Source organism: Micromonospora sp. WMMD729, assembly GCF_049315225.1.
Taxonomy (GTDB): Bacteria; Actinomycetota; Actinomycetes; order Mycobacteriales; family Micromonosporaceae; genus Micromonospora.
In genome coordinates, this window is the sequence record NZ_CP186059.1 from 1,376,742 (window position 1) to 1,399,864 (window position 23,123).

The 23,123-nt window shown below is 72.2% G+C and carries 20 protein-coding genes; 17 read left to right on the forward strand and 3 right to left on the reverse strand.

Translation table 11 applies throughout. The annotated features are described in order from the left end of the window. Positions 1 to 103 precede the first annotated feature (103 nt). The 9 genes from ACN263_RS06335 (at position 104) to ACN263_RS06375 (ending at position 12,121) form a co-directional block, all read left to right on the forward strand. Positions 104 to 592 (forward strand): Na(+)/H(+) antiporter subunit C, encoded by a 489-nt coding sequence (locus ACN263_RS06335; protein ID WP_422738882.1) that lies wholly within the window; start codon positions 104 to 106, stop codon positions 590 to 592. After that, on the forward strand, positions 589 to 2,094 hold the full coding sequence (locus ACN263_RS06340) for a Na+/H+ antiporter subunit D (protein ID WP_422738883.1): 1,506 nt from the start codon (positions 589 to 591) through the stop codon (positions 2,092 to 2,094). Before ACN263_RS06335 ends, ACN263_RS06340 begins: the two co-directional genes overlap by 4 nt. Further along, a complete protein-coding gene (locus ACN263_RS06345; protein WP_422738884.1) occupies positions 2,091 to 2,687 on the forward strand; it encodes a Na+/H+ antiporter subunit E in 597 nt (198 codons plus the stop codon). The genes ACN263_RS06340 and ACN263_RS06345 overlap by 4 nt, the downstream gene beginning before the upstream one ends. Then, positions 2,687 to 2,950 carry a monovalent cation/H+ antiporter complex subunit F gene (locus ACN263_RS06350; RefSeq protein WP_422738885.1) on the forward strand — a complete coding sequence of 88 codons (264 nt, stop codon included), beginning with the start codon at positions 2,687 to 2,689 and terminating at the stop codon, positions 2,948 to 2,950. The genes ACN263_RS06345 and ACN263_RS06350 overlap by 1 nt, the downstream gene beginning before the upstream one ends. Beyond that, entirely contained in the window at positions 2,950 to 3,291 is a 342-nt protein-coding gene (gene mnhG, locus ACN263_RS06355) for a monovalent cation/H(+) antiporter subunit G (protein ID WP_422738886.1), read from the forward strand. Before ACN263_RS06350 ends, mnhG begins: the two co-directional genes overlap by 1 nt. Positions 3,292 to 3,468: 177 nt before the next feature. Further along, positions 3,469 to 8,484, forward strand: a complete 5,016-nt coding sequence (locus tag ACN263_RS06360; RefSeq protein ID WP_422738887.1) for a fibronectin type III domain-containing protein — start codon at positions 3,469 to 3,471, stop codon at positions 8,482 to 8,484. A gap of 201 nt (positions 8,485 to 8,685) precedes the next feature. Beyond that, on the forward strand, positions 8,686 to 10,053 hold the full coding sequence (locus ACN263_RS06365) for a hemolysin family protein (protein WP_422738888.1): 1,368 nt from the start codon (positions 8,686 to 8,688) through the stop codon (positions 10,051 to 10,053). Beyond that, complete coding sequence (locus tag ACN263_RS06370) at positions 10,050 to 11,114, forward strand: hemolysin family protein (RefSeq protein WP_422738889.1); 1,065 nt, start codon at positions 10,050 to 10,052, stop codon at positions 11,112 to 11,114. Before ACN263_RS06365 ends, ACN263_RS06370 begins: the two co-directional genes overlap by 4 nt. An 80-nt stretch (positions 11,115 to 11,194) precedes the next feature. Next, the gene (locus tag ACN263_RS06375; protein ID WP_422738890.1) at positions 11,195 to 12,121 is read left to right on the forward strand and encodes a sporulation protein; all 927 of its coding nucleotides are present in this window, start codon (positions 11,195 to 11,197) and stop codon (positions 12,119 to 12,121) included. Between the two features lie 189 nt (positions 12,122 to 12,310). On the opposite strand, the gene leuE is transcribed toward ACN263_RS06375, so the two are convergent. Then, positions 12,311 to 12,982, reverse strand: coding sequence for a leucine efflux protein LeuE (leuE, locus tag ACN263_RS06380; protein WP_422738891.1), 672 nt, complete (start codon positions 12,980 to 12,982; stop codon positions 12,311 to 12,313). Further along, on the reverse strand, positions 12,982 to 14,223 hold the full coding sequence (locus ACN263_RS06385) for a bifunctional pyridoxamine 5'-phosphate oxidase family protein/GNAT family N-acetyltransferase (RefSeq protein ID WP_422738892.1): 1,242 nt from the start codon (positions 14,221 to 14,223) through the stop codon (positions 12,982 to 12,984). Before ACN263_RS06385 ends, leuE begins: the two co-directional genes overlap by 1 nt. A gap of 34 nt (positions 14,224 to 14,257) precedes the next feature. On the opposite strand from ACN263_RS06385, the gene ACN263_RS06390 reads away from it, so the two are divergent. Both ACN263_RS06390 and ACN263_RS06395 read left to right on the forward strand, forming a co-directional pair. Further along, the gene (locus ACN263_RS06390; protein WP_422738893.1) at positions 14,258 to 15,598 is read left to right on the forward strand and encodes an aminotransferase class I/II-fold pyridoxal phosphate-dependent enzyme; all 1,341 of its coding nucleotides are present in this window, start codon (positions 14,258 to 14,260) and stop codon (positions 15,596 to 15,598) included. A gap of 262 nt (positions 15,599 to 15,860) precedes the next feature. After that, positions 15,861 to 16,565, forward strand: a complete 705-nt coding sequence (locus ACN263_RS06395) for a UdgX family uracil-DNA binding protein (RefSeq protein ID WP_422738894.1) — start codon at positions 15,861 to 15,863, stop codon at positions 16,563 to 16,565. A gap of 66 nt (positions 16,566 to 16,631) precedes the next feature. On the opposite strand, the gene ACN263_RS06400 is transcribed toward ACN263_RS06395, so the two are convergent. Further along, entirely contained in the window at positions 16,632 to 16,862 is a 231-nt protein-coding gene (locus ACN263_RS06400) for a hypothetical protein (RefSeq protein ID WP_422738895.1), read from the reverse strand. Between the two features lie 86 nt (positions 16,863 to 16,948). On the opposite strand from ACN263_RS06400, the gene ACN263_RS06405 reads away from it, so the two are divergent. From ACN263_RS06405 to ACN263_RS06430, 6 genes are all read left to right on the forward strand, one after another. Next, entirely contained in the window at positions 16,949 to 17,638 is a 690-nt protein-coding gene (locus tag ACN263_RS06405) for a TetR/AcrR family transcriptional regulator (protein WP_422738896.1), read from the forward strand. Between the two features lie 109 nt (positions 17,639 to 17,747). Further along, positions 17,748 to 19,352 carry an FAD-dependent oxidoreductase gene (locus ACN263_RS06410; RefSeq protein ID WP_422738897.1) on the forward strand — a complete coding sequence of 535 codons (1,605 nt, stop codon included), beginning with the start codon at positions 17,748 to 17,750 and terminating at the stop codon, positions 19,350 to 19,352. Between the two features lie 177 nt (positions 19,353 to 19,529). Continuing rightward, complete coding sequence (locus tag ACN263_RS06415; protein ID WP_422738898.1) at positions 19,530 to 20,969, forward strand: MFS transporter; 1,440 nt, start codon at positions 19,530 to 19,532, stop codon at positions 20,967 to 20,969. 4 nt (positions 20,970 to 20,973) lie between these two features. Then, the gene (locus tag ACN263_RS06420) at positions 20,974 to 21,174 is read left to right on the forward strand and encodes a DUF3046 domain-containing protein (protein ID WP_422738899.1); all 201 of its coding nucleotides are present in this window, start codon (positions 20,974 to 20,976) and stop codon (positions 21,172 to 21,174) included. 184 nt (positions 21,175 to 21,358) lie between these two features. Then, positions 21,359 to 22,405, forward strand: a complete 1,047-nt coding sequence (recA, locus tag ACN263_RS06425) for a recombinase RecA (RefSeq protein WP_088990914.1) — start codon at positions 21,359 to 21,361, stop codon at positions 22,403 to 22,405. 14 nt (positions 22,406 to 22,419) lie between these two features. After that, on the forward strand, positions 22,420 to 23,085 hold the full coding sequence (locus tag ACN263_RS06430; RefSeq protein ID WP_422738900.1) for a regulatory protein RecX: 666 nt from the start codon (positions 22,420 to 22,422) through the stop codon (positions 23,083 to 23,085). Positions 23,086 to 23,123 lie beyond the last annotated feature (38 nt).

Below are 23,123 nucleotides of genomic sequence, written 5' to 3' on the forward strand. Positions count from 1 at the left end.
AGCCGGGTTTGCGAGCCCCGCAGTCGCGAACTTCAGGTAGCGCCGTGAGCGCGAGGAGTGAGCCGGGTTTGCGAGCCCCGCAGTCGCGAACAGAGGTCGAGCCGTGACGGCGGGCAACCCCGGGCCCACGCTGGTGCTGGTGCTCGCCGTCGCGGCGCTGGTCGGCTGCGGGGTGGTGCTGCTGCTGGAGCGCAGCCTCACCCGGATCCTGCTCGGCGTGGTCCTGCTCGGCAACGGCGTCAACCTGCTGATCCTGCTGGGTGGTCGATCCGGGGGCGCGCCGGTCGTGGGCACCGGCCCGGTGGACCGGATGAGTGACCCGTTGGCGCAGGCGCTGGTGCTGACCGCCATCGTGATCACGTTCGGGTTCACCGCGTTCCTGCTCGCCGTGGCGTACCGGAGCTGGTATCTCACCGGCGACGACGAGGTGCCCGACGACCTGGAGGACCGGCAGATCATCCGCCGTGCGGAGCACCACGACGTGGGCGCCGCCGACCGTGGCGGGGAGGGTCCCGGAGACGACCCGGAGCAGGTCGACCCGGAGCCGGCCCGCCGTCGGCTCCGACGCGGTAAACCGGACGGCGCATCGTGAGCCGGCTCCTGCCCCTGCCGGTGGTGGTGCCGCTGCTCGGCGCGGCGCTGACCCTGCTGCTGGCCGACCGGCCCCGGGTGCAGCGTACGGTCAGCGTGCTCTGCCTGACGGTGACGTTCACCGTGGCGGTGGTGCTGCTGGTGCAGGCGTACCGGTACGGCCCGGTGGTGCTCGCGGTCGGTGGCTGGCCGCCACCGGTCGGCATCGTGCTGGTGGCCGACCAGTTGGCCGCGCTGATGCTGGTGGTGTCCTCGGCGGTGACCCTCTGCGTGCTGGTGTACTCGATCGGCCAGGGTCGCAGCGAGACCAGCGAGAGCGCGCCGGTGGTCATCTTCCACCCGACCTACCTGGTGCTCACCGCGGGCGTCACCAACGCGTTCCTGGCGGGCGACCTGTTCAACCTCTTCGTCGGCTTCGAGATCCTGCTGGCGGCCAGCTTCGTGCTGATCACGCTGGGCGGCACCGAGACGCGCATCCGCACCGGGTCGACGTACGTGGTGGTCAGCATCCTCTCCTCGATGGTCTTCCTGACCGGGGTGGGGCTGGTGTACGCGGCCACCGGCACGCTGAACATGGCGCAGCTCGCCCAGCGGCTCGACGACCTGCCGGACGACGTCCGGATGGCCCTGCAACTGGTGCTGCTGCTCGCGTTCGCGATCAAGGCCGCGGTCTTTCCCCTGTCGGCCTGGCTGCCGGACAGTTACCCCACCGCTCCGGCCCCGGTCACCGCCGTGTTCGCGGGGCTGCTCACCAAGGTGGGCGTGTACGCGATCATCCGTACCGAGACGTTGCTCTTCCCGGGCGGTCAGCTCGACGGCCTGCTCATGGTCGTCGCCGGACTGACCATGGTGGTCGGCATCCTCGGCGCGGTGGCGCAGTCGGACATGAAGCGGCTCTTCTCGTTCACCCTGGTCAGCCACATCGGCTACATGATCTTCGGGGTGGCCTTGAGCACCGCGGCCGGACTCGCCGGGGCGATCTTCTACGTGGTGCACCACATCACCATCCAGACCACCCTGTTCCTGGTCGCCGGGCTGGTCGAGGAGCGCGCCGGCAGCACCGACCTGCGCCGTCTCGGCGGGCTGGCCCGGGTGGCGCCCCTGCTGGGCGTCCTCTTCTTCGTCCCGGCGATGAACCTCGCCGGGGTGCCCCCGTTCTCCGGGTTCCTGGGCAAGCTCGGCCTGCTCCAGGCCGGGGTGGCCGCCGGCGGGGCGCTGCCCGCGACGCTGGTGGCGGCCGGAACGCTCACCAGCCTGCTCACCCTCTACGTGGCCTCCCGGGTGTGGAACATCGCGTTCTGGCGCACGCCCCGGCTCGCCACCGACGAACCCGTCGTCCGGTTGCCCGCCCTGACGGTCGGGGCGACCATCGCCCTGGTGGCCCTGGGTGTGTCGCTGACCGTGCTGGCCGGTCCGCTCTTCGACGTCACCGCCGACGCGGCCACCGACCTGCTCTCGCGTACCCCGTACGTGCGGGCCGTCCTGCCCGGCGGTGTGCCGTGACGGGCCCGCGCGGCGCACCGCCGGCGGACGCCGCCCGCCAAGGTCGGCTCGGGCGGTGGCGGGACCAGACGCTGGCGCTGGGTTGGCTGGTGCTCGTCTGGAACCTGCTCTGGGGTGAGATCAACCTGGCGAACATCATCGGCGGCCTGCTGGTGGGCGGCGCGGTCCTGCTGTTCTTCCCCCTGCCGTCGGTCACCTTCGGCGGACGGCTGCGCCCGGTGGCGCTGCTGTCGTTCGCCTGTCGGTTCGTCGTCGAACTGGTCACCGCCAGCCTGCACATCGCCCGGATCGCCGTGCAACCCGGCTACCGGCCGCGCGGCGCGATCATCGCCGTCCAGTTGCGGGTGCGTACCGACCTGAACCTGGCGCTCACCGCCGAGGCGGTCTCGCTGGTGCCCGGCACGTTGATCCTCAAGGTGGACCGCGTGCCTGGGGTGCTCTACGTGCACGTGCTGGACACCCACGGCCCGGCGGACCTGGCGCTCGCCCGGAACCGCACCCTCGAGGTCGAGCGACGCCTCGTCCGGGCGGTGGGCGGCGCGGACGAACTGCGCCTGGTGGAATCCGATGCCGCCGAGAAGGGAACCTCCTGATGATCACGTTGCTGGCCGTCGTCCTCACCGCCCTGCTGTCGGTCACCGCGCTGCTCGCGCTGATTCGGCTCTACCGGGGACCCTCGCTGCTGGACCGGGTGATCGCGGCGGACATGTTGCTCGCCACCATGGTCGGCGCGGTGGGCGCGGAGGCGGCGGTCAACCGGCACGCCACCACACTGCCCGTGCTGGTGGTGCTCTCCCTGCTCGGCTTCGTCGGCTCGGTCTCGCTGGTCCGCTTCGCCGTCCGGGAGCAGTCCTGATGGCGGGCCTGCTGGTACCGGTCGCCGACTGGCTCGGCGCGGCCTGCCTGGTCGCCGGTGCGCTGCTCGCGCTGGCCGCCGGTATCGGTGTGCTGCGGTTTCCGGACGCGCTGTCCCGGATGCACGCCGCCACCAAGCCGCAGGTGCTGGGCGTCCTCCTGCTGCTGCTGGGGATCGCGTTGCGGCTGCGGTCCCGGGCCGACCTCGGCATGATCCTGCTGGTCGGGGTCTTCCAGTTGGCGACCGCGCCGGTCGCCGCGCAGATGATCGGTCGGGCCGCCTACCGGTCTCGCCGGTTCGACCCGGGCCTGCTCGACGCCGACGAGCTGGCCGATCGGTGACCCGACCCGGCCGCCCGGACCCAGCCGGGGATGTGGTCACCGGGCCGGCCGTGCCCTCCGATTAGCACACCCCCCGTTTGATCTCTAGATGTAAACGTGTCCATGCACCGACTGAACGCCTCTTGCTGCTTCGAATCGACCGCTGTGACGATGTGCGCCTCACAACGGGAGACACAAATGAAGAGACATGCGCGGGCCCGAGCCCGTGTCGCCGGGGCACTCGTCGGTGCGATGACCCTCGGCCTGCTGGTCGGTGTGCCCACCGGGCCTGCCGCCGCCGCCCTGCCCGAGGGCGGGATGACGGCCGCCGCACTCAACACCGAATTCAACTCGTACGGCGACACCGGCGGCAGGTGGACGAGCGGAGACAGCACCGTCTCGATCCCGTTGCCGGACGGCCGTAACGCCTGGCTCTTCTCGGACAGCCTGATCGGCACCGTCAACGCGGACCACACTCTGCCGAAGAACACCCCGATGGTGAACAACTCGATCGTGGTGCAGGACGGATCCGACCTGGTCCAGACACTGCACGGCGGCTCGGCCGCCGCACCCGCCTCGCTCGTCCGTCCGACCGACGGCAGCGCCGACAAGTACTGGGTCGGCGACGGCACGGTCGAGAGTGGCGTGCTACGGGTGGTCTACCAGCGAATGAAGACGACGGGCACCGGGCCGCTGGACTTCGCCCAACTGGACAGCGCCGTGGTCACCTTCGACCTGCCGGCGCTCACCGTGCGGAGCGTCGTGGACCGGGGCTACGGCAACAGGATCGCCTGGGGTTCGGCGGTGCTCGAGGACGGCGCGTTCACCTACATCTACGGGGCCGAATCCGTCGGCCAGATGCGCTTCGCCCACGTCGCCCGGGTACCGGCCGGCGGGCTCTCCGGTGCCTGGCAGTTCTGGACCGGCAGCGGCTGGTCCACGGCCCAGGGCGATTCAGCCCGGGTGCTGTCCGGAGTCGGCGCCGGTTTCGGCATGCAGAAGGTGGGCGGCAACTACGTTGTGGTCACCCAGGAGAACAACCTGACCTTCTCGGCCGACTTCGTGGCCTACACCGCCAGTTCGCCCACCGGGCCCTTCGCCGGTCCGGTGCCGTTGTTCACCGCCCCGGAACCGGCCACCATCGGGGGCAGCATCGTGTACGACTCCCGCGTGCACCCGGAGTTGGCACGCGCCGGGAAGCTGTTGGTGTCGTACAACGTCAACAGTCTCGTCGCGGACGCCGTCTACGGCGACGTGAGCACCTACCGGCCCCGGTTCGTCGAGGTCGACTGGCCCCGGCCCACGCCCGATCCGACGGCGGTGCCCGCCGCGCCCACCGCCCTGACGGCGCAGGCCGACAGTAGCGGCACCGTCAGTCTGCGCTGGCAGGCGCCCGCCGGCACCGGCCTGACGTACGAGGTCCACCAGCGGGACGTGACGGCGGGGCAGACCCACTTCGCGCGGGTCTCCACCGGGATCACCGGAACCTCCACCGAGCTGAGTGTGTTCTACGAGACCGGCCACGCCTACGAGTTCCGGGTCGCGGCCCGCAACACCGCCGGGGCCGGACCGCTCTCCGCCACCGCCACGGTGACCGTCACCGTCGGAGTGCCCACGGCGCCGACCGGGCTGGTGGCGACCGCCGCCGACGGCGGTGTCGTCACGCTCAACTGGAACGCCGTTGCGAATGTCTGGCGGTACGAGGTCTACCGGCGTGACGTCACCGCCGGAGAGACCGAGGCCAGCCGGCAGTGGGACTCGTCCCCGCAGGACACCACCCTGTCGATGAACGGCCTGGAGAACGGCCATCAGTACGCGTTCCAGGTGGTGGCCGTGCATGGCGGCGGCGAGTCGCCACGGTCGGTCGAGGTGACCGCGACAGCGTTCTACAGCAGACCGCCGACGCCCACCGGGCTGACCGCCACCGCCCAGACCACCGGCGACTTCAAACTCCAGTGGACACACGCCAACAGCACCGACTGGTTCTACGTCTACCAACGCGACGTGACCGCCGGCGAGACGGACTTCACCAGGCTGGAGTGGCCGGTCGACACCTGCTGCACGATGACCGCGGGCGGCCTGGAAAACGGACACACCTACGAGTACAAGGTCACCGCCCTCGGCAAGGGCGGCGAGTCGGCGCAGTCCGGAGCGGCGACGGCGACCGTGCAGCGACCCCTTCCGGCCACCCCCACCGCCCTGGTCGCGGCCGCGCAGCCGGACGGCAGCATCACGCTCACCTGGCAGCAATCGCAGCCCGAGGTCTGGTTCCAGGTGTACCAGCGCGACGTCACGGCCGGCGAGACGGACTTCACCAGGCTGGAGTGGCCGGTCGACACCTGCTGCACGATGACCGCCGGCGGTCTGGTCGACGGGCACACCTACGAGTACAAGGTCAGCGCGCTCGGTGCCGCCGGTGAGTCACCGACGTCCGCCGTCGCCTCCGCGACCGCGGACGTCGCGGCGCCCGCCGCCCCGACCAACCTGCGGGTCACGGCCGGGAACGGCCAGGCGGTGTTGACCTGGGACGGTGCCGCCGACAACTGGCACCTGGTGTACATGCGGGACGTGACCGCCGGCGAGACGGTGTTCAACCAGCTCGACTTCCCGGTCACCACCTGTTGCACGATGACGGCCGGTTATCTCACCAACGGCCATCGCTACGAGTTCAAGGTGACCGCCAGCGGGTCGGGCGGGGAGAGCACGGCGAGCAACGTCGTCGCGGTGACACCGACGGCCCCGCTGCCAGCGGCCCCCAGCGCACTGACCGCGACGGCGCAGGCCGACGGCACCATCAAGCTGGCCTGGACCGCTCCCGGCCCGGATCTCTGGTACCAGGTCTACCAGCGGGACGTCACCGCCGGGGACGCCGCCTTCACCAAGCTCGCCACCCCGGTCACCAGCTGCTGCACGATGACCGCCGGATACCTCACCAACGGCCACTCGTACGAGTACAAGATCGCCGCGATCAACTCCGGTGGTGAGGGCCCCACCGGAAACGTGGCGTCCGCGACGAGCAGCCAACCCCGTCCGGCCGCACCGACCAACCTGCGCGGTCAACCGGCCGGGTCCGGCACCATCGAACTGAACTGGGACGCACCGGCGCCCGGCCTTCTCTACTGGGTCTACCAGCGCGATGTCACCGCAGGCCAGGTGACGTTCACCAAGTCCTCGCTGCCCAGCAGTACGACCTCGGCGACCCGGGGCTATCTGGCCGACGGCCATGTCTACGAGTTCAAGGTGACCGGTGAGAGCCAGGGCGGGGAGGGTGTCGCCTCGGCGACCGTCCGGGTCACCGCCGTGGGCGGGGTGCCTCAGGCGCCGAGTGGGCTGACGGCCACCGCCGGCGACGGCAAGGTGGTCCTCAACTGGACGGCCAGCCCGACCGGCGGCTCCTGGTACCAGGTCTATCTGCGCAACGCGAGCGCCAACCAGTCGTGGCAGAAGGTGAGCACCCCGGTCACCACCTGCTGCACCATGACCGCCGGTTACCTCACCAACGGCGACGTCTACGAGTTCAAGGTCACCACCATCAACGGCGGCGGGGAGTCCACGCCGACGTCGGTGGCCAGCGCCAAGCCCCTGCCACCGGTACCGGCCGCCCCGTCCGGCCTGACCGCCACCTCGGGGGACGGGAAGGTCGTCCTGAACTGGACGGCGAGCCCGACCGGCGGCGTCTACTACGACGTCTACCTCCGCGACGCGACAGCGGGGCAGTCCTGGCAGAAGGTCGCGCTGCCGGCGACCTGCTGCACGATGACCGCCGGCTACCTCACCAACGGCCACCGCTACGAGTTCCGGGTGGCGGCCAGCAACATGGCCGGTCAGTCGGCGACCAGCAACGTCGCGGCGGCGACCCCCCTTCCGCCGTTTCCCCAGGCGCCGTCCGGCCTGACCGCCAGTGCCGGCGACGGCAAGGTGACGCTGCGATGGACGGCCAGCTCCACGGCGAAGGTGTACTACCTCGTGGAGTACCGGGCCTCCGGCGCGGCGAACTGGACCCGGCTCAAGTTGCCGGTCACCCAGTGCTGCACCTTCGTGGCCGGCTACCTGGCCAACGGCACGACCTACGACTTCCGGGTACGTGCCACGAACCAGGCGGGGGACAGCTCCCCGAGCAATACCGCGTCGGCCCGGCCCATGCCGCCGATCCCGCAGGCGCCGTCCGGGCTGAGTGCCGCGGCCGGGAACGGCAAGGTGACGTTGACGTGGAGCAGGAGTTCGACGCCGAACGTCTACTACCTGGTCGAATACAAGACCAGCACGGCGTCGACCTGGACCAGGGTCAAGGTGCCGATCACGTCGTGCTGCACCTTCGTGGCCGGTTACCTGGGCAACGGCACCACCTACAACTTCCGGGTGCGGGCGACGAACATGTCCGGTGACAGCACACCGAGCAACGTCGCCTCGGCCAAACCCATGCCGCCCGTGCCCACGCGCGTGTCGTCGCTCACCGCCAGCTCCAACGGGGTCAGCCAGGTGAACCTGAGCTGGACCAGGAGCAGCACCGCCGGTGTGTACTACTGGATGGAGTACCGGACCGCCGGGGATTGGCACTGGATCCGTCTGCCACTGCCTGCCACGGGCACCTCCGCCTCCCTGAAGTACGGATTCTCGGACGGCGAATTGCACGAGTTCCGGGTGGTCGCCTTCAACATGTCCGGGGAGAGCGCCGACTCCCCGATCGCCGAGACGGTCGTCCAACGGTCCGAGTACGCGAGGATCCGGGGCGGAAACAACCTCAACGGCAGTAACCTCATCGCCACCCGGGTGTTGGGGGGCGGCAGCTGGTGTGACCCGGGCTTCGGCTCGCGGGTGTGCTACGGCACCTCCCCAGCAGGAGATCAACCGGCAACCGTCGGAGACTACTTCTTCTACGGTGGAAGCGAGAGTTCGTACCGGTCCCGCCTGCGGTGCGAGGCGTACAAGCGGGCGAACATCCGCTTCGGCTACGGACGGACCTCCGCCGACATCAGGGGCCCGGATCTCCCACGGCACGAGGTGATCCATTCCGACGCGTACGCGCGATACCCGTCCGCGGCGAACTTCCTGGCGGACTACGGCATCCAGTCGGCCTACTCGAAACTGACGACCGGGAACCCCTACGAGGCGAACAGGTTCGAGAAGGAGGCCAACCTCTACTGGGGCGGATACTTCGTCTTCGATACGGGGCGCCGCTACGGCGGCACCTCCGAGTGCAACTGGTTGTACTGACCCAGCACCGCCCAGGCAGCCGGCCCCGGACTCCCGTCCGGGGCCGGCTGCCCGCATCGCGACCATCTCTCAGCGGTCCTCCAGCCGGGGCGGATAAAATGACGGCATGATCGACTCCTCTGCCCAGGAGGGCAGCAGTAGCCAGCCGGGTCGTGCCCGGCATATCCCCGTCCCGACGACCCCGGGAGCCCTGAGCGTCCCGTGTTGATCGTCGTCGGTCTTCTCCTCATCATCGTGCTCACCGCCGCCACCGGTTACTTCGTGGCGCAGGAGTTCGGCTACGTCGCCGTGGACCGGGGCAAGCTGCGTCAGCTCGCCGACGACGGCGACCAGGCCGCCGCCCGGGCCCTCACCGTCACCAGCCGGCTCTCCTTCATGCTCTCCGGCGCACAACTCGGCATCACCGTCACCGCGCTGCTGGTCGGTTACGTCGCCGAGCCGTACCTCGGTGGCGGCCTCGCCGACCTGCTCGGCGTCGCGGGCGTCAGCGAGTCCGTGAGCCTGCCGCTGTCGGTGGCGCTGGCCCTGATCATCGCGACCATCGTGCAGATGGTCCTCGGCGAGCTGGCGCCCAAGAACCTCGCCATCGCCCGGGCCGAACCGCTGGCCCGTGCGCTGAGCCGGTCCACGCTCGTCTACCTGGCCATCGCCGGTCCGGTGATCCGGCTCTTCGACCGCGCGTCGATCCGGCTGCTGCGCCGGGTCGGCATCGAGCCGATCGAGGAACTGCCCAGCGGCGCGACCCCCGCCGACCTGGAACAGATCATCGCCGAGTCGCGCGAGGAGGGCAGCCTGGACGCCGAGATGTCCACGCTGCTCGACCGGGGGCTCGACTTCCGGGAACTGACCGCCGGCGAGGCCATGGTGCCCCGCGTCGACGTGCACACCGTCCGGGCCCACGAGCCGGTGAGCCGGGTGGTCGAGCTGCTGGACACCGGCCACTCCCGCTTCCCGGTGCGCGGCGCCGAGGGCGTCGACGACCTGCTCGGCATCGTGGGCATCGCCGACGTGCTGGGCGTACCGCCCGCCGAGCGGGCCACCACCCCGGTCAGCGCGGTGGCGGGGCCGCCGCTGCTCGTACCGGAGACCCTGCCGCTGCCCACGGTGCTGGACCGGCTGCGCTCCGGGCACCGGCAGATGGCCTGCGTGGTCGACGAGTACGGCGGCTTCGCCGGCGTGATCACCCTGGAGGACATCGCCGAGGAGCTGGTCGGTCCGATCCGGGACGAGGACGACCCGCCGGAGCGGGCGCCCGCCCGCCAGGACGACGGCTCCTGGGTGGTGCCGGCCCGCTGGCGGATCGACGAGGTCGCCGACAGCACCGGCATCGCGCTGCCCGAGGCGCCCGAGTACGACACCCTCTCCGGGCTGGTCATGCGGGAGCTGGGCCGGGTGCCGGAGGTCGGCGACCGACTGGAGATCAGCCTGCTGCCCGAGGGCGTCGAGGCCGACGAGGACGAGCCGGAGCCCCGCGCGCTGGTCGAGGTGCTGGCCGTGGACCGGCACGTCGCCGACTCGGTACGGCTGCAACTCACCGACCGTGGCGAGCGGCGCGAGGTGTCCGCATGAGCCCCGGCATCGCGTTGATCAGCTCCGGCGTCCTGCTGGGGCTGAACGGGTTCTTCGTGGCCGCCGAGTTCGCGCTGGTGGCCAGCAAGCGGTACCGGCTGGAGCAGGCCGCGGCCACTGGTGGCCGGGCGGCCCGGGCCGCGCTGGACGGCGTCCGCGAGCTGTCGCTGATGCTGGCCGGTGCACAACTCGGCATCACCCTGTGCACCCTGGGCCTCGGCGCGCTGGCCGAGCCGGCGATCGAGCACCTGGTGAGCCCGCTGCTGCACGCGGTGGGGCTGCCCGACGCGGCCAGTCACGTCATCGCCCTGGTCTTCGCCCTCGGGTTGGTGACGTTCCTGCACCTGGTGGTGGGGGAGATGGCTCCGAAGTCGTGGGCGATCACCGACGCCGAGCGGTCGGCGACGCTGCTCGCGCTGCCGTTCCGGGCCTTCGCCCGGGTGTCCCGGCCGGTGCTGTCCGCGTTGAACGCGCTGGCCAACTCGATCCTGCGCCTGGTCGGCGTCCACCAGCAGGACCAGCTGGCCCAGGTGCACGGCCCGGACGAGCTGCGGATCCTGCTGGAGCAGTCCCGCGAGCACGGGCTGCTCGGCGCGGAGCAGCACCAACTGCTCACCAGCATGCTGGAGTTGCAGGGCACGTCGGTGGCGCAGGTGATGGAGCCGTTCGCCACCATGGTCACCGTCCGGCGCGACGACCCGGCCGAGCGGATCGAGCAGGTCAGCCGGGACAGCGGCCGGTCGCGGCTGGCGGTGCTGGACTCCGGCGGCGACGTCTGCGGCCTGGTGCACGTCCGGGAGGCGGTACGGGTGGTAACCACCGGCCGGGCCGCCACCGCCGGGGAGTTGATGACGCCGGCGTTCACCCTGCCGGCGACGTCCACGGTCACCGAGGCGGTGGCCGAGATGCGCGCCCGGCAGTCGCAGCTCGCGCTGGTGCGCAACGGCGGCGGTCCGGCCCGCCCGATCGGCTTCGTCGCCCTGGAGGACCTGCTGGAGGAGGTCATCGGCGAGTTCGACGACGAGACCGACACGGTGCCGCGCGGCCGGCGACTCCGCTAGGCAGACCGCACTTTCCGGAAGTTCCGGGTGATCCCCCGCCAGGTCGGCGAGAGTTGAGGTGACCTGGCGGGGGGCGCGCGATGCGGTTGACGGGGGTGTCTCGGGAGTCCGGCTGGACCGGACTGTCCGTGCAGACCACACTTCCGAACCCGAGCACCCGTCCGGGCCTGCGCCTGCCCGGGCGGGTGACCCTCGCCGCCGGCCCGGACGACGTGCTCGTCCGACACATCCGGCTCGGCCTGGTCACCACGGTCGAGCCGGACGACCCGGCGGCCCCCCGACGCCTCATGCAGTTTTTCCAACTGCCGATCGCCGGGCGGTTCGTGGTCCCGGCGGGCCGTCGCCGTGCGGTCGACTTCGGGTTGCCGCTGCCCTGGGAGACCCCGGTGACCACCTTCGGCGGGGTGCCGCTGCTGAGCCTGCGGATGGGTCTGCGGACCGAGGTGTCCGTCGACCCGGGCCTGGACCAGGGCGCCATGGTGCCGGTCTTCGTGCACCCGGTCCCCACCCAGCAGCACGTGCTGGCCGCGTTGGACACGCTGGGCTTCTCGATCCGCCAGGCGGGGCTGGTCGAGGGCGGCCTGCCCGGGGTGCAGCACGCTCTACCGCTGCACCAGCGGTGGGGCTACTGGGTCGGACCGCTCTACGCCGGCCCGATCACCGAGCTGGAACTGATCTTCGTGACCAACTCGGTGGGCCTCGAGGTGATCACCTGGATGGACCGGCGGCTGGCCCTGGCCGGCATCACCCACCAGAGCATCAGCCGGTTCCGCATCTGGCACGCCGACGCCGGACAGCGGGACTGGGTCGCCACCGTGGACGGCTGGCTGCGTCACGCCATCAACCGCCACGCCGCAGCCGCCGCCCACGCCGACTGGTCCGCGCAGATCGGCCACTCGGCCCACGTCAGCCGTCACCCCGACACGCCCATCAAACCCGGCTACGGCCTGGGCGGCACAGCAGGAGGCGCCGGGGTCGGCGGCGGCTCCGGCGGCGACGGCACCTAACCCCGCGCGTCCCGCGCCCCCCGCGCCCCGCGCCCCCCGCGCCCCCCGCGCCCCGCGCGTCCCGCGCGCCGATCTTGCACTTTCGGTGGCGACAAAGCAGCGTGAAAAGCCCAAAAGGACAACACAAAGTGCAAGATCGCGGAGAAGAGGGGCGGGGAGCGAGGGGCGGGGAGCGAGGGGCGGGGTGGGTCAGCCTGCGGTGGCGGTGGCTAGTTTGAGGCTGAAGGCCAGGAAGAGGGTTGCCACCGCCGTGGTGCCGCCCACGGCGAGGCGTCGGCGGCGACGGAACTGGGCCGCCAGGAAGGTGCCCGCGAAGATCAGCGCGGTCAGGTAGAGCGCGCTGGTGATCTGGGCGATCAGGCCGAGCAGCAGGAACGACAGCGCCGGCCAGGCGTAGTCCGGGTCGACGAACTGGATGAAGAACGAGATGAAGAACAGGATCGCCTTCGGGTTCAGCAGGCTGATCACCAGCGCCTTGCGGAACGGGCTGCGCAGCTGCGCCGGCTCCGCGGCGTCGATGAGCCGCGGCGTGGCGGGGTCGTTGCGGTCGCGCCAGCGCCGCCAGGCGCCGCGCAGCATGGTCACCCCGACATAGCCGAGGTACGCGGCGCCGGCGTACTTGATCACCAGGAACAACGGTGGGTACGCCTTGAGCAGCGACGCCACCCCGGCGGCGGAGAGGATCATCAGCACCCCGTCGCCGACGAACACCCCGGCCGCGGCCCGGTAGCCGACGCCCACGCCCCGTTTGGCGGCGGTGGAGAGCACGAAGAGTGAGTTCGGCCCGGGCAGCAGGATGATGGCCACGGTGCCCAGCACGTACGTCCAGATGTCGGTGATCCCCAGCACGCCCGCCATCATCACGCCGCCGGTGCCGTGCGGCGAAGTCTTTTCCGCAGCATGGCCTGTGCGTTCGGCCACTCGTCGACGGTCATCGCGTACTGCACCGTGTCGCGCCACGAGCCGTCCGGGCGCAGGCGGTGCATCCGCAGCACCCCCTCCCGGGTGGCGCCGAGCCGTTCGATGGCCGCCTGGGAACGGACGTTGCGGATGTCGGTGTGCCACGCCACCCGTACCGCGCCCAGTTCGTCGAAGGCCCGGCCGAGCAGCAACAGCTTGGCCTCGGTGTTGATCCCGGTACGCCACCACGGGCGGCCGAGGAAGGTGTGCCCGATCGCCACCGACCGCCGGTCCGGGTCGATCTCGTAGTACGAGGTGCTGCCGACCACCGTCCCGGTCGCCGCGCAGCGCTGCACCCAGGGCACCCGCTCACCGCGCTGCTGTGCGGCCAGCGCGGTGGCGATCACCGCGGCGGTCCCGGCCGGCTCGGTGGGCCGCGGGACGGTCAGGTGCCGCCAGACGTCGTCGTCGGCGGTGGCGGCGTGCAGGTCGTCGGCGTGCGCCGGGTCCAGTGGCTCCAGCCGGACGTGCTCGCCGCTCAGCGCCACCGGATCGTGCCAGGGCGTACGGGGCGTCCGCAGGTACGCCGGCAGGGGTGCGGTGACCCCGACGGCGGGCTGCGGCGGCCCGGCGGTCAGCCGCAGTGGTAGGACGCCGGCCCAGTACGGCAGGTCCAGGTCGGCCTCGTCGTCACGGACGTCGCCGGTGCGCGACCGGACGGACACCTCGCGCAGGGGTAGTGCGAGTACGGCGGTCTCGGCCAGTTCGCGCCGGCTCGGCGGGCGGCTGTCCGTGCTGCGCCCCGTGCCCACCTTCTCGACCAGCGCGGTGAGCATGGCGCTCTTCTCACCGGCGTCGGTGACCAGTCGGGCGGTGCCGTGCGCGACCACCGAGCGGTAGTTGGCGCTGTGGTGGAACTGGGACCGGCCGTAGACCAGCCCGTCGAGCAGCGTCACCGCCACGCAGACGGCCAGCCCGTCGCCCCGGGCGGCGAGCAGCGGCCGGCTGCCGGTGGACCCGTGCAGGTAGAGGGTGTCGCCGATGCGGACGTGCAGGGTGGGCAGTACGCGCGGCTCACCGTCCACGGTGAAGCCGAGCGCGCAGTGGTACGCCTCGTCCAGGACGGCGTGCGCCGCCTCGCGGTCGTACCTCATCCGGTCACGGGAGCGGCTGGCGGTGGTCCGGGCGGTGGGTGGATACATGCGCGCCCCTTTGTTCTAGTACAATCCCGTATTTGTGTCAGCACGCTATCAGCTCGCCGGGACGACGGCCGCCACGATTTCGGCCAGCATCGAATCGGGCATCCGTGCCGGCGCCCTGCCACCCGGCGCGGCCCTGCCGTCGGTGCGGGCCCTCGCCGCCCAGCTCGCCGTCAGCCCGGCCACCGTCGCCCGCGCCTATCAGGAGCTGCGCCAGCGGGGCGTGCTCACCACCGCCGGCCGGCACGGCACCCGGGTCCGTCCGCGCCCACCGGTGGCTGCCCGTCGCTCCGCGCTGCGGCCCGCGCCGCTGCCCGGCGCCCGTGACCTGTCCCGGGGCGAGCCCGATCCCCGGCTGCTGCCGCCGATCGGCCCCCACCTGGCGGCGCTCGCCGCCGATGTCGGCCCCTCGGTCGGCTACTCCGAGGCCGGGGTGCTCCCGGAGGTGGCCGAGGCCGCCCGCGCCCGGCTGAGCGCCGACGGGGTGACCGCTGACGACCTCACCCTCACCGGTGGCGCGCTGGACGGCATCGAACGCCTCCTCGGCGCGCACCTGCGCCCCGGCGACGCGGTGGCGGTGGAGGACCCCGGTTGGGCCAATCTGCTCGACCTGGTCGCCGCCCTCGGGCTGCGCCCGATCGGCGTGCCGGTGGACGACGAGGGGCCGATCCCGGCCGGGGTGGCGGCCGCACTGACCGCCGGCGCGCGGGCGTTGGTGGTCACCAGCCGGGCACAGAACCCGACCGGCGCGGCCGTCTCGGCCGCTCGCGCCGACGAGCTGCGCGCGCTGCTCGCCGGGCGGCGGGACCTGCTGCTCATCGAGGACGACCACGCCGCCGAGCTGGCCCGCGTACCCCTGCACCCGCTCGCCGGCGCGACCGCGACCTGGGCCTTCGTGCGCTCGGTGAGTAAGCCCTTCGGGCCGGACCTGCGGCTGGCGGTGCTGGCCGGCGACGAGACCACCGTGGCCCGGGTGACCGGTCGGACGCGGGTCGGCGCCGGATGGGTGTCCACTGTGCTGCAACGGCTGGTGCTCGCCCTCTGGCGGGACCCGACGGTCGACGACCTCGTGCGCCGCGCGGCGCACGACTACGAGCTGCGGCGGGTCGGACTGCTGACCGCGCTCGCCGGGCACGGCCTCACGGCGTACGGGCGCAGCGGCATCAACGTCTGGTTGCCGGTGCCCGACGAGACCAGCGCGGTGACCGCGCTGCGCGATGCCGGCTGGGTGGTGGCGCCCGGCTCGCTCTACCGGATCGCCGCTCCGCCCGCCCTGCGCGTCACCGTCAGTTCCCTGGCCGTCGAGGACCTGGCGCCCCTGGCGGCCGCCCTGGCCCGCGCCGTCCGTCCCGGTCCACCGTCCGGTTTCACCACCTGACCCGCCGACCGGTGACCCGGCCGGGAGGTTTGCCGGGTGCATGACGGGTATGCGCGCCAGCGGAGGTGGCTGATCATGGCTTCAGGCGGTAATCGAGGGCTCTGGATCGGGGTGGCGGTCGCGGTCATCGTGATCATCATCGTGTTGATCGCGCTCGTGTCGTGTGGCGGCGGTGGGGGTGGGGGCGGGTACTGACGGACGGCCGCCCGGGTCTCCGGGGCGTACCCGGCAGCGGCTACCGAACGGGTATATAACAGTCGGCATGGCCGAGCAGACCGACGCCGCCCCCGGTGCCCAGCGGTTCATCCCGCCCGATGCCGACACCATCGACGCGTTGCGCGCGGCCTCGGGCGGCTGTCGCGGCTGCGAGCTGTACCGGGACGCCACCCAGACCGTCTTCGGGCGGGGTGACGAGAGCGCCCGCGTGGTGCTGGTGGGGGAGCAGCCCGGCGACATGGAGGACCAGAAGGGCCTGCCCTTCGTCGGTCCCGCGGGTCGGCTGCTGCGCAGGGCCGTCGACGACGCCGGCCTCGACCCGGCCGGGCTGTACCTCACGAACGCGGTGAAGCACTTCCGCTTCGAGCTGCGGGGCAAGCGGCGCATCCACCAGACGCCGGACCGGATCCACATCGCCGCCTGCCGTCCCTGGCTGGTCGCCGAGTTCGCCCGGCTCGACCCGGCGGTCGTCGTGGTGCTCGGCGCCACCGCCGCCAAGGCGCTGCTCGGCCCGTCCTTCCGGGTGACCAGGCAGCGCGGTGAGCTGCTGCCCTGGCCGGCGTCCGCGCAGCATCCCGAGGACTTCCAGCGGGTCCCGGTGGACAGCGCAGGCGCGCTGGCCGACGCTCCGCCGACCCGGCTGCTGGCGACCATCCACCCGTCCGCGGTGCTGCGCGCCGACGACCAGGACGCCGCGTACGAGGGGCTGGTCGCCGACCTCACCGTGGTCGCCCGCGCCCTCGCCGGATAGCCGCGAGGTGCCGTCGCGCGCACGCGCGCTCGCCGGATAACCGCCCGGCCGGCGTCGAGCGGGGCGTCAGCCGGCGGTGTCGGTGTAGACCTCGACGTCGTAGAGCAACTGGACGTTGCGGCGGCCGTTCGTGACGCCGACGAAGACCGGTTCGCCAGCCGGGGTGCGGCCCTGCCGCCATGCCTGTTCCCGGGCCGCCTCGCGCGACTCGTGATGGCTCCTGCCCTCCTGGTGCAGTTGCAGGACGCGCCGGGCGGTGCTCCGGTCGGTGTCGAGGTGGATTCGCAGCAGAGGCATCAGGGGACCTCCTCGCGGGACGATGGGCAGGCGTTCAGGTAGCTTACCGACGTTAAGTTTCCTGTCCACCGTATTAGGGTGACCGCATGACAGAGCGCCGCCCTCCCTCGTCGGTATGGCTACGTCCGGAGCGCTCCGGGCCACCGCGCCGGCCGCCACTGACGATCGACCGGATCGTGGACGCGGCGGTCGACCTGCTGGACGAGCACGGCATCGACGGCCTCACGATGCGTGGCCTCGCCCAGCGCCTCACCGTGACGGCGACCGCCCTGTACTGGCACGTACGGACGAAGGACGACGTGCTGGACCTGGCAATGGACCGGATCTTCGGCGACGTGCCGATCCCGGACGCGACCGACGACTGGCCCCAGGACGTCCGGGTCCTCGTCCGAGGTTGGCGCTCCGCCATGCTCCGGCATCCCTGGGCGCCGAGCCTGGTGGGCCGGCCGATGCTCGGGCCCAACGTGCTGGCCCGTACCGAGTTCCTCCAGGCGGCGCTGGTGCGCGGCGGCTGCCGTGGCCGGCACCTCGCGGTGGCCACCCGAACGCTGGCCAACTACGTCATCGGCGCCTCGCTCACCGAGGCCACCTGGCGCAGGACCGCCGACCCGGACGCGCGGGCCGCCGCCCGCGACCATGTCACGGCGCACGCCGACGCCTACCCGACCCTGACCGCCTCCGGTCATCTCGACGACTCCCGGTGGGGCGACGACCTGCTGTTCGAGGAGGGTCTGGACGGCGTGCTCCGTGCGGTGGCGCCGCATTCGCCGTCCTGAGTGTCCCAACAGGACGGGACGTCTGATACCTCCTGGAAACGGCGTTGCGCGACCGGTGTAACACGCCCTCCACAGACTCACATGAGTCGATCTTGTAGGGGAGGCGTTCATGAGCGATCAGACGCAGTCGACGGTGAGCCGGCGTGGATTCCTGCGCGCGGTCGGGATCAGCGGTGGAGCCGGCGCGATGCTCGCCACGATGGGCGCCATGGGGCTCGCGCCCAGCGCCGCCGCGTCGACGACCCCGGCCTTCCGGGCGCCGGAGCCGTCCGACTTCACGCTGACCGGGCGGCCACGGGCGAGCGTCGTCGTGCTCGGCGGCGGCATCGCGGGGCTCACCACCGCGTACGAGCTGGGTAAGGCGGGCTACCAGTGCACGGTCCTGGAGGCGCGGCACCGCGTCGGTGGGCGGAACCTGACCATCCGCGGCGGCGACGTCGAGACCGACCTCGACGGCCACACCCAGCGGGCCGGCTTCTCCGACGGCGTCTACTTCAACGCCGGCCCGGGCCGCATCGCACAGTGGATGGTCACCATGGACTACTGCCGTGAGCTGGGCGTACCCGTCGAGGTCTTCACCAACCAGAACGCCGACGCCTGGATCTACAACGAGTCCGCCGGGATGACCGGGCCGGTCCGCTACCGCACCGCCAAGGCCGACGTCTTCGGCTACGTCTCGGAACTGCTCGCGAAGGCCACCGACCAGGGTGCGCTGGACGCGCGGCTCAGCGCCGAGGACCGGGACCGGCTGCTGTCGTTCCTGCAGAGCTTCGGCGCGATCGGCGGACGGGCCAGCGACTGGGCGTACACCGGGACCAGCCGGCGCGGCTTCACCACGTACCCCGGCGCGGGCAACGACGTCGGCACCATGCTCGGCGCGCCGCCGGCGCTCTCCGACGTCTTCGCCAGCAACGTGGGCCGGTACTTCTCCTTCGAGTTCGGCTACGACCAGGCGATGCTGATGTTCCAGCCGGTCGGCGGGATGGACCAGATCCCGCGCGCCCTCGCCAAGGCCGTCGGCGGGCACCGGATCCGCCTCAACGCCGAGGTGACCGGGGTGACCGACCGGGGCGACCGGGTCGAGGTGACCTACCGCCAGGGCGGCCGGCCGGCGCAGCTCACCGCCGACTACTGCGTGGCCGCGCTGCCACCGCACCTGATGGCCCGGGTGCCGCACAACCTCGGCGTCGACGTGACCGCCGCGCTGGCCGACTTCCCGGTCACCGCCGCCGGCAAGATCGGTCTGGAGTACCGCAGCCGCTGGTGGGAGACCGACCAGCGGATCTACGGCGGCATCACCGAGACCGACCTGGACCTGTCGCACATCTGGTACCCGTCCTACGGCTTCCACGGCAAGCGCGGCCTGGTCGTCGGCTACTACAACACCGGGGCGAACGCCCGGGCGTACAGCGGGCTCACCCCCGAGCTGCGCCAGGAGCGGGCGGTCAGCCAGGGTGTGAAGATCCACGGCGACAAGTACCGCAGCGAGCTGGTCACCTCGTACTCGCACGCCTGGGACCGGACCCGCTACATCGAGGGCGCCTGGACCTCGCCCCGGTACGGCACCGCCGGATACGAACTGCTGCTCCGGCCGGCCGGGCGGGTCTACTTCGCCGGGGACTGGCTGAGCCACGAGGTGGCCTGGCAGCACGGCGCGTTCGTGGCGGCCCGCGCCGCGGTGTCGTCCCTGCACCAGCGGGTGATGACCGGCTGACGTCCGTTCCTCCGACGCCGATCAAGATCCGCGCACCTTCGGGGAAACTGCTGCTTCCCGGCGCGCCGAGCCAGCAACGTCCCTGAAGTTGCGCGGATCTTGCGCCCGGCTGGCCGGGGCAGCCCGCACCGGGTGGGTGCGCGAGGATGGCGGAGTCCCCGCACTTGAGGAGCGCCGATGGCCACCGACCTGACCGAGCCGCGTGCCGCCGCCCGGCTCGACGTCGCACCGATCCAGCGGCGCACCATGCGGCTGCTCTTCACCACCCAGATCATCGGCGGCATCGGCGTGACCATCGGCATCTCCGTCGGCGCGCTGCTCGCCGCCCGGGTCGCCGGGACGGCGGTGGCCGGGGTCGCGCAGAGCGCCGGGGTGGTCGGCGCGGCGCTGCTCGCCGTCCCGGTCACCCGGATCATGGCCCGGCACGGCCGCCGGCCCGGCCTGGTGCTGGCGTACGCCGTGGGTGCCGTCGGCGGCGTCCTGGTGGTGCTGGCGGCGGCCACCCGCTCGGTGCCGCTGCTCTTTCTCGGCATGCTGCTGTTCGGTGGCGGTACCGCCGCGAACCTCCAGGCCCGGTACACGGCCGTGGACCTCGCCGAGCCGGCTCGTCGGGGTCGCCAGCTCTCGCTGATCGTCTGGGCCACCACCATCGGCGCGGTGGCTGCGCCGAACTTCGCCGCGCTGGCCGACCGGGTGACCACCGGCTGGGGGCTGCCCCCGCTGGCCGGCCCGTTCGCGTTCAGCGCGACGGCGTTCGTGCTGGCTGCCGTCGTACTCCTCGGCCTGTTGCGGCCCGACCCGCTGCTCACCGCGCGGCGACTCGCGGCGGCCGATGCCGCGTCGCCGCCGACGACCGGGCCCGACGGTGGCGGGCCGGCCGCCGCCGTGCCGTCGGGCGGTGCGGCGGCGGCGACCGCGCCCGGCCCCACCGCCGGGACCGCCGCGTCGCCGGCGGGCGGTGGCGACGGGCCGGCCGCCGCACCGGTCGGCGTGCGTGCGCCGCGCGGCGCCGGGATGCGGGCGGCCTGGTCGGTGGTACGCGGACAGCCCGCGGCCCGGCTCGGCATCGCCGCCGTGGCGGTGGGTCACCTGGTCATGGTGGCGGTGATGGCGATGACCCCGGTCCGGCTCGGTGAGTCGCACGCCGACGCCGACGTGCTGCGGCTGGTCGGGATCGTGCTGAGTCTGCACATCGCCGGCATGTACGCGTTCTCCCCGGTGGTCGGCTGGCTCACCGACCGGCTCGGCCGCCGGGCGGTGATCCTCGGCGGGGTCGGGTTGCTGCTGGCCGCCTGCGCGGTCGCCGGTACCGCCGGGCACCACACCCCTCGGCTCTCGGTCGGTCTGGTCCTGCTCGGGCTGGGCTGGTCCGGGACGATGGTGGCCGGCTCGACACTGCTCTCCGAGTCGGTGTCGGCCGGAGTGCGGCCGAGCGTCCAGGGATTCTCCGACATGATCATGGGGCTGGCCGGCGCGAGTGCCGCGGTGCTCAGCGGGTTTGTCATGCAGGCGGCCGGATATCCCGTGCTCACCCTGCTCGCGGCGGTCGCGACCGTGCCCCTGGTGGCGCTAGCGTTGCGCCCGGTGCCGACCGGGGCACCGGGTGAGGAGGATTGATCACGTGCGGCTGACCGACTTCTGGGCGCGGTTGGAGGAGGCGTTCGGGCCGGGCTACGCGGCCAGCATCGCCCGGGATCAGGTGCTGTCCCAGCTTGGCGGCCGGACCATCGAGCAGGCGTTGGCGGCGGGTGAGCAGACCCACGCGGTGTGGCGGGCGGTGTGCGCCGCGTACCCCGACCGCGTGCCCGCGCGACTACGCTGAGCAGCCTTTTCGCCGGTTCCGCGTGTCGCTTGTCGAGTCGTACACCTGTTCGGCTATTGTCCACAGCGGGGTGCTCGTCCACAGCTCGCGGCCCGTCGGCTGGTTTTCTGTCGGACCTAGCGCCTAGCGTGTCCGCGTGACGCGAAGCTCAGCAAAGACGCCGGCGAAGGCAGGGGTGGCAACCATGGCAGCAGGGCCTGACCGGGAGAAGGCACTCGACCTTGCTCTCGCTCAGATCGACAAGCAGTTCGGCAAGGGCTCGGTGATGCGGCTGGGAGAGCGGCCGGTCGTCCAGACCGCCGTGATCCCGACCGGCTCCATCGCGCTCGACGTGGCGCTCGGCGTGGGCGGTCTCCCGCGCGGCCGGGTGATCGAGGTCTACGGCCCCGAGTCCAGCGGTAAGACCACGGTGGCCCTGCACGCCGTGGCGAACGCCCAGCGCAACGGCGGCATCGCCGCCTTCATCGACGCCGAGCACGCGCTCGACCCGGAGTACGCGAAGGCCCTCGGCGTCGACACCGACGCGATGCTGGTCTCCCAGCCGGACACCGGCGAGCAGGCGCTGGAGATCGCGGACATGTTGATCCGCTCCGGCGCCCTGGACATCATCGTGATCGACTCCGTGGCGGCCCTGGTGCCCCGCGCCGAGATCGAGGGCGAGATGGGCGACAGCCACGTGGGTCTCCAGGCCCGGCTGATGAGCCAGGCGCTGCGCAAGATCACCGGTGTGCTCAGCAACACCGGCACCACGGCGATCTTCATCAACCAGCTCCGGGAGAAGATCGGCGTGATGTTCGGCAGCCCGGAGACCACGACCGGTGGTCGGGCGCTGAAGTTCTACGCCTCGGTCCGGCTCGACGTGCGCCGCATCGAGAGCCTCAAGGACGGCACCGACGTGGTCGGTAACCGCACCCGGGTCAAGGTCGTGAAGAACAAGGTCGCCGCCCCGTTCAAGCAGGCCGAGTTCGACATCATGTACGGCAAGGGCATCTCGCGCGAGGGCTCGCTGATCGACGTCGGCGTGGAGCAGGCGATCATCCGCAAGTCCGGCGCGTGGTACACGTACGACGGCGACCAGCTCGGCCAGGGCAAGGAGAAGGCCCGGGAGTTCCTGAAGGAGAACCCGGACGTGGCCGCCGAGATCGAGAAGAAGATCCTGGAGAAGCTCGGCGTCGGGGTCGGCGCGGGCGACGCCGCCGGTGGCCCGGAGCTGCCGCCGGTCGACTTCTGACCGGTCGCTGACCCATGGCAGGACGACGCGCTCGTACGGGGCGGGGCTGGGATGCCAGTCCGCCTCGTACGGGCGACGCCGCCGATCCGCCGCGTCCCCGCCGGGGTGGCCGTCGGGCCGAGCCGCCGACCGACGAGCAGGCGTCCACGCCGTGCGACGAGTCCGAGGTGGCCCGCGAGATCTGCCTGCGCCAGCTCGCCGTCCGGCCGCGTACCCGCGCCGAGCTGGCCGGGGCGCTGGCCAAGCGGGGCATCTCCGAGGAGGTGTCGGCCGAGGTGCTCGACCGGTACGACGAGGTCGGCATCATCGACGACGCCGCGTTCGCCCGAGCCTGGGTGTCGAGCCGACACTCCGGGCGGGGCCTCGCCCGCCGGGCGCTCGCCAACGAGTTGCGCCGTAAGGGCGTGGACGGCGAGGTGGCCACCGAGGCGCTGGGCGAGCTGGACGAGGAGACCGAGGCGGAGACCGCCCGGGCCCTCGTGGAGCGCAAACTACGGACCGCCCGGGGTGAGCCGGATGCGGTCTTCCGCCGGCTGGTGGGCATGCTGGCCCGCAAGGGTTACCCGCCGGGCGTGGCGATCCGGGCGGTGAAGGACGCGCTCGCCGCGCAGAGCGCCGAGGCGGCCGAGTTCGCCGAGCAGATCGACGCCGACGCCCTCGCCGACGCCGAGGGCGAGTGAGTCGCTGGTCCCCCCGAGGCCACGCCCATCACCCGCGC